This is a genomic window from Candidatus Nitrospira bockiana (assembly GCF_965152565.1).
The window spans coordinates 2,298,352-2,310,278 of record NZ_OZ224215.1 but is presented as its reverse complement, the minus strand read 5'-3'; the positions used below and the strand labels follow the sequence as shown (position 1 = coordinate 2,310,278).

15 protein-coding genes and 1 tRNA gene are annotated in these 11,927 nt (G+C 61.3%); 10 read left to right on the top strand and 6 right to left on the bottom strand.

The genetic code is table 11. The features are described from left to right. Nucleotides 1–21: 21 nt before the first annotated feature. The 3 genes from hemA to ACWHYV_RS11320 all read right to left on the bottom strand — a co-directional run bounded on the left by hemA (nucleotide 22) and on the right by ACWHYV_RS11320 (nucleotide 2,963). Nucleotides 22–1,413 carry a glutamyl-tRNA reductase gene (gene hemA, locus ACWHYV_RS11330; RefSeq protein ID WP_447976606.1) on the bottom strand — a complete coding sequence of 464 codons (1,392 nt, stop codon included), beginning with the start codon at nucleotides 1,411–1,413 and terminating at the stop codon, nucleotides 22–24. A 3-nt stretch (nucleotides 1,414–1,416) separates the two neighbouring features. Further along, nucleotides 1,417–2,217 (bottom strand): cytochrome c biogenesis protein CcsA, encoded by an 801-nt coding sequence (gene ccsA, locus ACWHYV_RS11325; protein WP_447976605.1) that lies wholly within the window; start codon nucleotides 2,215–2,217, stop codon nucleotides 1,417–1,419. A gap of 92 nt (nucleotides 2,218–2,309) precedes the next feature. Beyond that, nucleotides 2,310–2,963 (bottom strand): NUDIX domain-containing protein, encoded by a 654-nt coding sequence (locus tag ACWHYV_RS11320; RefSeq protein ID WP_447976604.1) that lies wholly within the window; start codon nucleotides 2,961–2,963, stop codon nucleotides 2,310–2,312. A 16-nt stretch (nucleotides 2,964–2,979) separates the two neighbouring features. On the opposite strand from ACWHYV_RS11320, the gene rsmI reads away from it, so the two are divergent. After that, nucleotides 2,980–3,699, top strand: a complete 720-nt coding sequence (gene rsmI, locus ACWHYV_RS11315; protein WP_447976603.1) for a 16S rRNA (cytidine(1402)-2'-O)-methyltransferase — start codon at nucleotides 2,980–2,982, stop codon at nucleotides 3,697–3,699. On the opposite strand, the gene ACWHYV_RS11310 is transcribed toward rsmI, so the two are convergent. From ACWHYV_RS11310 to ACWHYV_RS11300, 3 genes are all read right to left on the bottom strand, one after another. After that, nucleotides 3,677–3,934, bottom strand: coding sequence for a sulfurtransferase TusA family protein (locus tag ACWHYV_RS11310; protein ID WP_447976602.1), 258 nt, complete (start codon nucleotides 3,932–3,934; stop codon nucleotides 3,677–3,679). The genes rsmI and ACWHYV_RS11310 overlap by 23 nt on opposite strands. A gap of 125 nt (nucleotides 3,935–4,059) precedes the next feature. Next, nucleotides 4,060–4,782 (bottom strand): hypothetical protein, encoded by a 723-nt coding sequence (locus tag ACWHYV_RS11305; RefSeq protein WP_447976601.1) that lies wholly within the window; start codon nucleotides 4,780–4,782, stop codon nucleotides 4,060–4,062. 174 nt (nucleotides 4,783–4,956) lie between these two features. Beyond that, a tRNA-Leu gene (locus ACWHYV_RS11300) sits at nucleotides 4,957–5,043 on the bottom strand. A 190-nt stretch (nucleotides 5,044–5,233) separates the two neighbouring features. On the opposite strand from ACWHYV_RS11300, the gene ACWHYV_RS11295 reads away from it, so the two are divergent. From ACWHYV_RS11295 to rpsB, 9 genes are all read left to right on the top strand, one after another. Further along, nucleotides 5,234–5,524, top strand: coding sequence for a Fe(2+)-trafficking protein (locus tag ACWHYV_RS11295; RefSeq protein WP_447976600.1), 291 nt, complete (start codon nucleotides 5,234–5,236; stop codon nucleotides 5,522–5,524). Nucleotides 5,525–5,632: 108 nt separating this feature from the next. Continuing rightward, on the top strand, nucleotides 5,633–6,352 hold the full coding sequence (locus tag ACWHYV_RS11290; RefSeq protein ID WP_447976599.1) for an SDR family NAD(P)-dependent oxidoreductase: 720 nt from the start codon (nucleotides 5,633–5,635) through the stop codon (nucleotides 6,350–6,352). 151 nt (nucleotides 6,353–6,503) lie between these two features. Continuing rightward, nucleotides 6,504–6,947 carry a bifunctional nuclease family protein gene (locus ACWHYV_RS11285; RefSeq protein ID WP_447976598.1) on the top strand — a complete coding sequence of 148 codons (444 nt, stop codon included), beginning with the start codon at nucleotides 6,504–6,506 and terminating at the stop codon, nucleotides 6,945–6,947. 117 nt (nucleotides 6,948–7,064) lie between these two features. Beyond that, the gene (locus tag ACWHYV_RS11280) at nucleotides 7,065–7,544 is read left to right on the top strand and encodes a bifunctional nuclease family protein (protein WP_447976597.1); all 480 of its coding nucleotides are present in this window, start codon (nucleotides 7,065–7,067) and stop codon (nucleotides 7,542–7,544) included. Between the two features lie 21 nt (nucleotides 7,545–7,565). Next, nucleotides 7,566–7,994 (top strand): 50S ribosomal protein L13, encoded by a 429-nt coding sequence (gene rplM / locus ACWHYV_RS11275; protein WP_447976596.1) that lies wholly within the window; start codon nucleotides 7,566–7,568, stop codon nucleotides 7,992–7,994. A 73-nt stretch (nucleotides 7,995–8,067) separates the two neighbouring features. Beyond that, nucleotides 8,068–8,460, top strand: a complete 393-nt coding sequence (gene rpsI / locus ACWHYV_RS11270; protein WP_447976595.1) for a 30S ribosomal protein S9 — start codon at nucleotides 8,068–8,070, stop codon at nucleotides 8,458–8,460. Between the two features lie 84 nt (nucleotides 8,461–8,544). Continuing rightward, entirely contained in the window at nucleotides 8,545–9,636 is a 1,092-nt protein-coding gene (gene argC / locus ACWHYV_RS11265) for an N-acetyl-gamma-glutamyl-phosphate reductase (protein ID WP_447976594.1), read from the top strand. A 31-nt stretch (nucleotides 9,637–9,667) separates the two neighbouring features. After that, nucleotides 9,668–10,882, top strand: a complete 1,215-nt coding sequence (gene argJ, locus ACWHYV_RS11260) for a bifunctional glutamate N-acetyltransferase/amino-acid acetyltransferase ArgJ (protein WP_447976593.1) — start codon at nucleotides 9,668–9,670, stop codon at nucleotides 10,880–10,882. A 229-nt stretch (nucleotides 10,883–11,111) separates the two neighbouring features. Continuing rightward, nucleotides 11,112–11,888, top strand: a complete 777-nt coding sequence (gene rpsB / locus ACWHYV_RS11255) for a 30S ribosomal protein S2 (RefSeq protein ID WP_447976592.1) — start codon at nucleotides 11,112–11,114, stop codon at nucleotides 11,886–11,888. The last annotated feature ends 39 nt before the right edge of the window (nucleotides 11,889–11,927 follow it).

Sequence of the window (11,927 nt, the reverse complement as noted above, 5' to 3'; positions counted from 1 at the left end):
GTCAATGCTGCGCTTGCGGCTTCACCGTTCTTCATCGGAGACCGCCGGCTCCCGCTCCACGGGACCCGGCGCATTGCGAACATGGGGACAGACATCGCGCTCGCGCGATTCGACGACTTTATCGCCCCGGCCCGGGCCCTCCTGCTCCTCGCTCAAACTGAAGAACTTGCGCGCGGCCTCGATGAACAGCGGCCCGCTGGCGGAGTCGGCCTCGGCCTTCAGTGTGACGAGCGGTCCGTGCAGCAGCTTGTTGACGACCCCTGCGGCCAGCGCCTCGATAGCCTCACGGTCCTGCGGCGAGAGATGCTTGAGCCGGCCCAGCGCCCGTTCGAGCTCGATCTGCTTGATCTCTTCGGCCCGCTTCCGGAGCGCGACGATCGTCGGGGTGACCTCCAGGGATTTCATCCACTGGCGGATGGTCACTACTTCTTCTTCGACCAACCGCTCGGCCTTCACCGCCTCGTTGCGGCGCTCCTCCCGGTTCTGCTCCACCCGCAGCTCCAGGTCGTCGATGTCGAACAAGAACGCATTGTCGATTTCTCTCACGAGCGGATCGATATTGCGCGGAACCGAAATGTCGATGAGGAAGATCGGCCGGTTCATGCGCTCGCGCACGGCCCGCTGGACGTCTTCGGGCCGGATCAGGTAATGGGAGGCTCCCGTGGAGCAGAGGACGATATCCGCTTCGGCCATTTCCTGGCGGAACTCCTCGAACGGGATCGACGTGCCGTTGAACCGCTTGGCCAGCTCCAAGGCGCCCATCGCGTCGCGGGTGGTGATCATGACCCGCCGCACCCCGTTGTTGACGAGATGCTGGGCGGCAAGCTTGGCCATCTCACCCGCTCCGACAAGCAGGACGGTTTTTTCCGCCAGGTTCGAAAAGATCTTCTTGGCCAGCTCGACCGCCGCATAGCTGACGGAGACGGCCGCTTCGGCGATCTTCGTTTCCGTACGGACGCGTTTGGCGACCGAGATGGCTTTCTTGACCAGCTTGTTCAACACCATGCCGGTCGCCTTGTGGGACAGGGCGGCCTCGAAGGCGTCCTTCAATTGCCCGAGGATCTGGGGCTCGCCGACGACCATGGAATCCAGGCTCGCAGCCACACGGAACAGATGGCCGACGGCCCGGTCCCCGGTGTGCCAATACAGATGGGGAGTGAGCTCTTCCGACGAGAGGGCCAAGTGAGTATCGGCCAGAAACGTTTGCACTTCTGCAAATCCGCCTTCGACCTCGTCGACCACCGCATACACCTCCACCCGGTTGCAGGTCGACAGCAGAAACCCCTCTTTGATGCCCGGATACCCGCACAAGCGGTGGAGAGCTTCGCCGAGCCGGCTGGGAGGGACGGCCAGTTTTTCCCGCACCTCAATGGGGGCCGTCTTGTGACTGAGGCCGACGACGATGATGTGCATGCCTTAGGCCCCCGGCCCGTGACCTTTCAGCACCACGCCGATGAACGTCAGGATGACGCCGGCAAATCCGATGATCGTCAAGTACGCCGCGCGCTTGGCCCGCCACCCAACGGTCAGCCGGCCGACGAGAACCGCAAAATAGAAGACCCACGTGACGAGGGCCCATGTTTGCTCGGGGTTCCAATTGACGAAGGACCCACGTGCGAACTCCGCGGAAATGGCTCCAGCGATGATCCCCAACGTCAACAACGGAAATCCCAAGACAATGGATTGCTGATTGAGGTGATCGAGGAAATCGAGCGGCGGGAGCTTGGCATAGAGGACGTTGAATCGCTTGGATTTCAGCAGCCGCTCTTGGATCAGGTACATGATGCCGGCGACGAAGGCGACGGCAAACCCCACCGTCCCGAGAATGCTCAAGGTGACGTGGAGCCAGAGGGTCTTGAGCACCGGTTCCAGCGTCGGTACCTGCTTGGGCAGCGCCGCCGAAGAGACGAGCGAGATCAGGGCGAGCGGCAGAATGAAGGAGCCGAGGATGTGGATCCGATGCCGATATTCCACGAACAGAAAGACCAGCACGAGCCCCCAGGAAAAGAACGAGATGGCGTCACGTGAGCTGCTGAGGGGCGCTTGGTCCCCTCCGAGCATCTGTGCCAGGAGAGCAATCGTGTGCGAGAGGAAGCCGATGCCGGTCACGATCAGCGAGACCGTCGAAAGCGCCTCGGAGCGACGGACCAGATAGGCGAGGAAGAACCCGGTGCCCACGAAGTAGAGGAGCACCGTGGTCATGAAGATGACCGGCATCGAGCTATCCTCGCAGAATTGCTAGAAAAACGTCACGGTAAGCGGTGGATTATAGCCGGGCAAAATCAGTTCAGTCAAGGAATGGTGCGGGGTTAACGCGATGCCAGATAGTCGCGCAAGGCTTGCGCGGTGCTGGGAAATGCCAATTGGTCCCAGGGTACGCTCGGCGGAGGAAAGAGTCCGACTTCGAGAGTCTCGTCACCCGCGGCGGCGCAGCCCCCGACGGCCTCCCCGACATAGACGATGATGATGACGGGATGATCGGGATAGGAGTAGATGTTCAGGAGCCGAGTGATTTGGACCTCGACACAGCTTTCTTCACGGGTCTCTCGGACGGCCGCCTCCTCGACCCGTTCACCCCGGTCGACGAACCCGCCAGGAAAGACCCACTTTCCATAGGCCGGCTCGATACCGCGTTTGACCAGGAGAATCCCGCCGTCCAGGGTGACGATGGTTCCCACCGCAACCTTGGGGTCCAAGAAGAAGACAAAGCCGCAGGACAGACAGACGAGACGATCGGGCTCCGTGGGCTTGATCGAGCGGCGTTGGAGACGCCCACCGCATTTGGGACAGAAGGAGTAATTCGCCTTCGCCCATTCCTGATGGGTCTCTATGAGCAGGGGTGATTCCATCGCGGGGCCGAGCGAGACGATCTTAGCACAGTCGCGGATGCCGGCAAAGAGAATCGACCCTGCCTGGAAGGCTCGTAGACTTTGCTCACGCGTCTCGTTACTATCGTCCGGCATAGGCTAATGAGGCCGCATGCCGGGCACCCTGTACGTCGTCGCCACCCCGATCGGGAACCCCGACGATCTCACGCCGCGCGCGCGACGCGTGCTGGCACAGGTCCATGTCATCGCCGCCGAAACCCCCTCGGTGACGCGGGACCTGCTCGATCGATACGGTATCGCCGCGGACATCACCAGCTACCAACAGGACAACAAGGAGACGAAGACCGCCGTCATCCTTGCACGACTTCGTGAGGGCCGCGATGCCGCACTCGTCTGTGATGCCGGCACGCCGGTCGTCGCGGATCCCGGCGCTTATCTGGTCGGCCGGACCTTGGCGGCCGGGTTCCCCGTCGTTCCCGTCCCGGGGCCATCCGCGCTGGTCGCAGCACTGTCCGTTTCGGGATTTTCCGGGGATGAATTCACGTTCCTGGGACTGATGCCCGACGCAGCGGCGGCGCGCCGGCGCCTCTACGACGCCGTGACCCGCGCTTTGCATACCACGATCCTCTTCGCGAGCGGGGCCCGCTTGCCCGTGATCCTCGACGCCCTTCGGCTGCGGATCGGCGCACGACGAATCGTCCTGGCCGCAAACCTCACCACGGCGGATGAAGTCCTGGTGCGAGGATCGGCCTCCGACCTGCTTCACGGCTCAGCCGCGTGGTCGCTGAAGGCAGATGATCAAGTGACGATACTGGTCGAAGGGCGGAGGCGGGCGGAAGGAAGGAAGTCTAGTCCTCGACGCGTTTCTTGATCATCACACGGTAGGACTCGGCGATGCGCTCCTGACCAAGGACGGTGTGACCTTCATCGCTGACGCTTCGAGGGACATTCCGAATCGGGTCGCCGTCGTCGAGAATGACGGCGAGAATCTGACCGGCCTCCATGGTCTCAAGCTTGAGCTTGGTCTTCACGAAGTTATAGGGACAGATGACGCCGCGGAGATCCAGTTCCGCATCGACCGGAGGCAAGGCTTCTGTTGTTTTCATGGACACGTCGGAACTCATGGCTTTCATGGTACAGGAAGCTTTGCCGCATGCACAGGGCGGCAGAAATGCCGAGGGCGGCTCACGCCGCCCTCGAATCGCTCAACCTGGTGTCGGGGTCCGGATCGTTACTGTTTGACCAGGTTCGGCTTGTCCGCTCCACCGTAGTCGCTTCGGTTCTGAGTGCCATAGCCCCAGCCTGGCTGCGGTTCGCACTGCCAGCAGGGTGCGGCTCCGGTGACTTCACCGATGCTGCTCACGATTCCTGATGTCACTTCGCCAGGCAACACCTGCCCGACCACGCCACCGTGGCTCGAGAAGTTCTCGGTCACGATACCCCGCTCGGTCTTTGGATCCGGCCGCTGCCCGAGTCCGCCGAAACCGGCCAGCTTTTCGTTCCCACGAATGACCGTGATCTCGCGGACCATCTTCCTACCGGTTCCATACGGCTGCTTCTCGGTGGTTTCCTCGCGAGCCTGAATCATGACGTCATCGCCAGTCTGGATTGTCTTCAGCATGTCCATGTTGGTCTTGTCATCGATGTAGGCCGTCAATGCCGACATGGCTCCGGTCCCCGCACGTCCCTCGTCGTGTGAGCTTCCGCCGGTTTCCAGGAGGATCTTCCCGGCCGGAATGTCGATCGCAAGGACGCGCCCGAAAATCGTTTCGGGCTGCCCGAGCCGCTCCAACAGTGCGTTCTTGTCCCAGATCTGGGAACGAGTTCCGGTCCCAGCGTTCTCACCGACTCCGGTCCCAAACCCGGAGTGCTGCGGCAGGCGCTCTTGAGCAGACACGATTCCGACAGAGCCTGCAAGCAGGATCCCTGCTCCCAATGCAATGACTTTACGCATGTGCTGCCTCCTTGTAAGTTAAAAAGGATGATGAACGACTAAAACGACGGTGGTGCGCGTGAGAGGATTCTTCATAGACGGGCGAAATATAAGCCAACGTGGAGGACGTGTCAAGCGATTTCCATCCTCCCATTCGTGTGCCTGCATCACGACTCAGGGCCTCAGCGGCATCCGTGGTGCCCGGAGGGAGGATCGAACTCCCACTCTCTTGCGAGAACCAGATTTTGAGTCTGGCGCGTCTGCCAGTTCCGCCATCCGGGCGCACATCAGCTTTGCCTTGTCCTGATCATGCGGTCAGCGTACTTCTGGGCCTTCTGGACTATGTGTCATCTGCACCGTAAGCGGCTTTCTTCTAACACGATCAATTGGTGTGGTCAACGTATCCGCCTCCTCTTTTCATCCGTCGAAACCGCATGATATGATACGCGCTTCAACCGGGAAGGAGGCGGTGATGACGGACACACAGCAGGTACAATGCGTGAAATGTGGGAAGGCTGGGGACGTGATTACCGAACCGCTCTACCTCGGTCGGCTGGAGGCCGAGGTCAAATCCAAGGTGTGCAAGAACTGCTGGAAAGCATGGGAAGCCATGCGCGTCATGGTGATCAACGAGTACCAAGTGAATCTAGGAGATGAAAGCGGTCGTGAGTTGGTCAAGAACCAGATGAAGGCGTTTCTGAACCTGGGACAGCAGCCCATGGATACGAGCAAACTCGAACAAAACTACCGGCCCATCCAATAGGATCCCCGTCGCCGCTCTTCTAATGCCTTGAATATCCGGTCTGCATAGTCGGTCCGCCGGCAGGTTCCTCTACTGCCGACGCTTATTCCTGCTCAGACAAGATCCACGATGCCCGGCGTCCTGGCGTCCAAAGTCGTGTTAATCACCGGTGGCAGTCGCGGAATCGGCCGCGCAACGGCGGAAGCTGCGGCGAGCGCCGGCGCACGTGTCGCAATCTGTGCTCGGCATCAGACTGATGTCGATGAAGTCGTCGCCCATATTCGTGATCACGGTGGAGAGGCGATCGGGCGCTCGGCAGATATCGGCCGGCCGGATGGGGCGCAGTCGGCCGTACGGCTTGCCGTTGAGAAGTACGGAAGCCTCGATGTGCTCGTCAACAATGCGGGGATCCTCGGGCCTCGCGTCAGCCTTGTTGAGTACCCGATCGAGGCATGGCTGGAAGTCCTGCAGATCAATCTCACCGGTACCTTCTTGGTGACCAGAGAGGCGGCGCGAGCGATGCTCGCCCAGGGCGGGGGTACGATTATCAGCATTTCCTCTTCAGTGGGCCGCAAAGGCCGGGCAGGCTGGGGCGCCTACGCCGTCGCCAAGGCCGGCATCGAGGGGCTCAGCCAAGTGCTCGCTGACGAACTCAAGAACTCCGGTATCGGCGTCGTCACCTTCAATCCCGGCGGGACGCGGACCCGAATGCGGGCCGAGGCCTATCCCCTGGAGGACCCCGCGACCGTTCAAGACCCGGCCGTCGTCGCGGCGGCGATTGTGCGCCTCGCGGCCGCCCCGGCGATGACCTATTCGGGGCAAGCCTTGGACCTCTCGGACCTTCGTTGACGGTCCATGCTCCTCATCGCTCACATTCGTTGACACCGCTCGAAAATCAATGATAGATTACGTTGCTCAACCCTTGGGGGCTTCTTCCCTCTATCCAGACGTAAGCACCATGTACATCGTGTAATTAGGGTCCCCTACCATGATCACCCAGATGAAAGTCCGGGGCCTGATGTTCGATCCGTACAATAATGCGTATATCGTGATTTTGAGGGACGAAGAACGTTCAGAGATGCTCCCCATATGGGTCGGCAAAGCCGAGGCGAGCTCGATCAGCTTCGCTCTGGAGAACATCGCTACGCCCCGCCCCATGACGCATGACCTCATGAAATCCATCCTCGACACGGTGGACGCCAAAGTGATCAGCGTCGTTGTCACCGACATGAAGGACAACACCTATTATTCGAAGATTCACCTGCTCTACGAGGACAGTGAGTTCTCCATCGACTCGCGGCCGAGCGACGCGATCGCCCTGGCGCTCCGCACGAACGCACCGATCTTCGCGAGTGAAGAGGTCATCCGGAAGCAGGCTTCGGAAGAACTGGATCAGTGGCTCGAGAACCTGAAGCCCGAAGATTTTGGAAAGTACGAACCGTAGCCCACGTCAAGCTTCCTTCCGTACTTCAGCACCATTGCACGCCACACGTGACCGGCGAATTGGTGCCGTGAGGCGCCGGGGCGCAGGCGATCGATGAACGACTAAGAACCACAGACCATGGAACACCTCGAACATTCCCAAGAATTCGTGCGCGTGACCGTACACGGTGTCCTCGCCGATCCGAATACCGAAACCCAGATCGTGATTCTCAGGGACGAGAAGAACGCCGAGGTGCTTCCCATCTGGGTCGGCACGGCTGAAGGCAATGCGATCCGCCTTGCGATGGAAGGCATCATGACCCCTCGTCCGATGACCCATGACTTGATTCGAAGCGTCGCCGAGCATTTGAACATCAAAGTGTCCCGGGTGGTGGTCAGCGAGGTGAGGAGCAACACCTATTATGCCTCGATCCACCTGGTGTCGCGGGAGTCGGAACGAATCGTGGACTCGCGTCCGAGCGACGCCATTGCGCTCGCGCTGCGAACCAATGCGCCGATCTACGTGAGCAGCGACGTTCTCAAACAGCGAAGCGGGGGAAAGCTCGACGCCTGGCTGGAAAAGCTGGATTTGAAGCAGTTCGGGAAGCATGAAGTCTAGAGGCTGGAAGGAGACGGTGCAATGAAGACGTATTTGGCGAAGCCGGCGGAAGTGCAGCGCAAGTGGTACCTGGTCGATGCCGACGGAAAAACGCTCGGACGTTTGGCGGCCCGGGTGGCCATCCTGCTCCGTGGAAAGCACAAGGTGACGTTCACCCCCCACGTGGACACTGGCGATCACGTCGTCATCATCAACGCCGAGAAGGTTCATCTGACCGGCTCCAAGTTCAAGACGAAGACGTACACGCACCACACTCAATACCCGGGGGGACTCAAGAGCATCTCCGCCGAGCACCTTCATGCGAAGAACCCGACCGAGCTTCTCTCGAGAGCCATCAAAGGGATGCTGCCCAAGAACCCTTTGGGCAAACAAATGGCGCGCAAGCTGAAGGTGTATGCGGGGACGGAACACCCCCACCAGGCACAACGTCCCGAACCGATCACGTTGTAACGCAGGACGTTCTTCGGTGCGCCCTCTGCCGAGGGCCGCTCAGTGAAGACCAGGCAAGGAGGAGACAGAGCAGATGCCAGCAGCGACCAATTATGCGACGGGCAAGCGGAAGTATGCGATCGCACGAGCATGGATTTCGGCCGGGACCGGCGATGTCACCATCAACGACAGGCCGTTACAGGATTACTTTCCGCGCCCCACGTTGAGAACTACCGTGCTCTCTCCTCTCGAGGTGACCGGTATGGCCGGCAAATGCACCGTGCTGGCGACCCTATCGGGCGGAGGTACGACCGGCCAAGCAGGCGCCTTACGCCATGCGATCGCCCGGGCACTGGTCACGATGAATCCCGCGTTTCGCGAGACGCTCAAGAAGGAAGGCTTTCTGACCCGCGATTCGCGCGTCAAGGAGCGCAAGAAGTACGGCCAGAAAGGCGCCAGAAAGCGCTTCCAGTATTCCAAGCGCTAAGGGCCGCAGCACTCCGTAAGAAGGAAGGCCTGCGCGGCCTTCCTTTTTTTTGTCCGATGCGTTCGTTTCATTGAGAGGCGACAGATGGGCACCAGCGGCTCGGTGAAAGTCGCCGTCCTGGGCGCGAGTGGTTACACCGGCGGTGAGCTCCTTCGGCTGATCGCCGGACATCCTCACCTGGAGGTCACCGCCGTCGCGGCTGAGAAGTCGGCAGGATCGGCCCTTGCCTCGGTCTTCCCGTACCTCGCCGATGTCTTGCCTCCTCTCACGCTGGAGCCCGTCGATCTCGAGGCCATCGGCAGGCGTGCGGACGTCGTCTTTCTAGCACTTCCGCATACTAAGTCCCTTGCTCCGGTCGCCGCTTACGTCCGTGCCGGCAAAACCGTCGTCGATTTGAGCGCCGACTACCGATTGAAGAGCGCGGCCGACTACGAGCGTTGGTATGGAGTGTCGCATCCGCATCCCGAGCTTTTGAAAGAGGCGGTGTATGGACTACCCGAGCTCTACCGTGAGCAAATCCGGAAGGCGCGTCTGGTCGCATCACCCGGCTGTTATCCCACGGCGGCCGTCTTGCAATTGGCCCCGCTTGCCGCCGGCGGCTTGATCGAGCCGGGTTCGATCGTCATCGACGCAAAATCCGGGGTATCGGGAGCCGGCCGCAGCCCCGCCTTGCCGTACCACTTCCCCGAAGCCCACGAATCGCTCGAAGCCTACAAGATCGGACAGCACCGCCACGTTCCCGAAATCGAGCAAGAGCTCGCCTTGCTGTTCTCTCTCCATGATGGTGGAGTTCGAGCCGAGGCGCCGGGCGCCCAGGTCGTCTTCACACCTCACCTCGTCCCGATGAACCGAGGCATTCTCAGCACCGCTTACTGCCGCCCCCGCAGGCCTCTCGACGTGGACGGACTACGATCGCTGTATCGGGACTTCTACAAAGGCGAGCGCTTCATCCGGTTCCAGGATACCGATGGAGCCACCCCGAATCCTCGATACGTACGGGGCGCCAACTTCTGCGACCTCGGCGTCTTCGCCGACCGCCGCACGGGATGGGTCGTGACCGTCGCCGCCCTCGACAACCTCATCAAGGGAGCCGCCGGTCAGGCGGTGCAGGCCATGAATCTGATGCTCGGCTTTCCCGAGGACATGGGCTTGACCGGGGCCGGTGTGTTCCCGTGATCGCACTCGTCTCTTCTCCTGGTGTCCCGCCATGGCCAACGCCCTGACCATTCGGGGCGGCGTAACCGCCCCTCAGGGATTTTTGGCGGCCGGCGTCCATTGCGGGATCAAAAAACCCGGTCTCCTCGATCTGGCCGTGATCGTCTCGACGGCTTCCGGCCCCGTCGCCGGCGTCTTCACCACCAACCGGCTGCCTGCGGCCCCGGTTCAACTGGATCGCGCTCACCTCCGCCACGGCATCGGGCAGGCGATCATCGTCAACAGTGGGAACGCCAACGCTTGCACCGGGGCGCAGGGCCTTGCCGATGCGGAGGAAATGGCGACGCTGGTCGCCCGCCGGCTGAACCTGCCGGTGCAAACGGTCTTCGTCGGTTCCACGGGCGTGATCGGTCAATCCCTCCCCATGGACCGGATCAGACGCGGCATCCCTTTGGTCTTGATGAGGGCCCGGCGGAGCGGGGGCCGTGAGGCGGCGAAAGCGATCATGACCACCGACCTCCGGCCCAAGGAAATCGCCGTAGCGGCGAGGATCGCCGGAAAGACCATCACCGTGGGCGGGATGGCGAAGGGGTCGGGGATGATTCATCCCGACATGGCGACCATGCTCGCATACATCACCACCGACGCCCACATCGAGCGGGAGGTCCTTCAGCGCGCGCTCCGCAGCGCCGTCGACCGCTCGTTCAATTGCATTTCCGTCGATGGAGACACCAGCACCAACGACACGGTCCTCTGCCTCGCCAACGGCCGTGCGGGCAATCCCGTCATCCAGCCTGACTCTCCCGACGCCGCGATATTCCAGCGGCTCCTTGACCGGGTCTGCTTCACGCTCGCCATGAAGGTGTGCCGGGACGGGGAAGGCGTCACCAAGGTCGTGGAAATTCGTGTCACCGGCGCCAAGACGGTTGCGGACGCCAAGCAAGCCGCCAACACCATTGCGACTTCGAGCCTCGTCAAGACCGCGCTCTTCGGGGAAGATGCCAACTGGGGGCGGGTGATCGCCGCCTTGGGGCGGTCCGGCGTCCCGCTCGATCCGCAACGCATCGGCTTGCGTTTCGGCGAGACCGCGATCGTCAAGGACGGCGTCGGTCTCGGCCCGAGCGCCGAACGGCGGATCAGCCGGATCGTACGGCGCAAGGAATTCCCCATCACCGTAGACCTGGGAGAAGGTTCGGCCGAGGCCCGGGTCTGGACGACAGACCTCTCCTATGACTACGTCAAGATCAACGCGTCCTACCGATCGTAGCCGGCAGGATGGCGGGGTCATGCCCTGTTCTTTGCTTGCAATGGATGGACGGCTATGTTAGCGTTTCAAGGCTTTACGGTGGATCGTTTCTACAACCGGCCTGCGTTCAGCGGGCTTCTTATCCAAATTCACATTGGCGTGTAGGCGCGCCACGTAGCTTGGGAATAAGGGGTCAGACCTCTCGTCCGCCTTGCGCGGATGCTCCGCAAGCACGGAAGGAGGTGACGGCATGATCACGATTCGGGAATTACTGGAAGCGGGCGTCCACTTCGGACATCAGACGAACCGCTGGAACCCCAAGATGAAGCGTTTCATTTTCGGGGAACGCAATGGGATCTATATCATCGATCTGCAGCAAACGGTGGAGCGCTTCCAGGCCGCGTATGACTTTGTCCGCGACACGGTCGCATCCGGAGAGTCGGTGCTGTTCGTCGGCACCAAGCGCCAGGCGGTGGACATCATCGAGGAAGAGGCGAAGCGGGCCAAGCAGTTCTATGTGAATCAGCGGTGGCTCGGCGGCATGTTGACGAATTTTCAAACGATCCGCCGCAGCATCGAGAAGCTCAAGAAGTTTGAGTCAGCCTTGACCGACGGCACGCACGAGCGGTTGACCAAGAAAGAGGTCAACCAAATGGAAAAGGAACGGCTCAAGCTGGAGAAGAGCCTGAGCGGAATCAAGAACATGACGCGCCTCCCCGGGTGCGTTTTCGTCTTGGACACCCGCGTCGAGCGCATCGCCGTGCAGGAAGCCAACCGCCTCAGCATTCCCGTCGTGGCCATCGTCGACACCAACTGCGATCCGGATGGCATCGACTTCCCGATTCCCGGCAACGACGATGCGATCCGTTCCATCAAGCTGATTGCCTCCCGCATCGCGGACGCCTGCATCGAAGGGGCGCATCTGCGGGCACAGCAGGAGGAGCGCGAGAAGACCGAGGCGCTTCCCGTCGCTGACATGCGGGTCGCTCCCCGCGGAGCCGTCGAGAGCGTCCCCGCAACCGCATAGGCCAACGTCCATTTTCGTCCAGAGAGGAGACCGATCGGC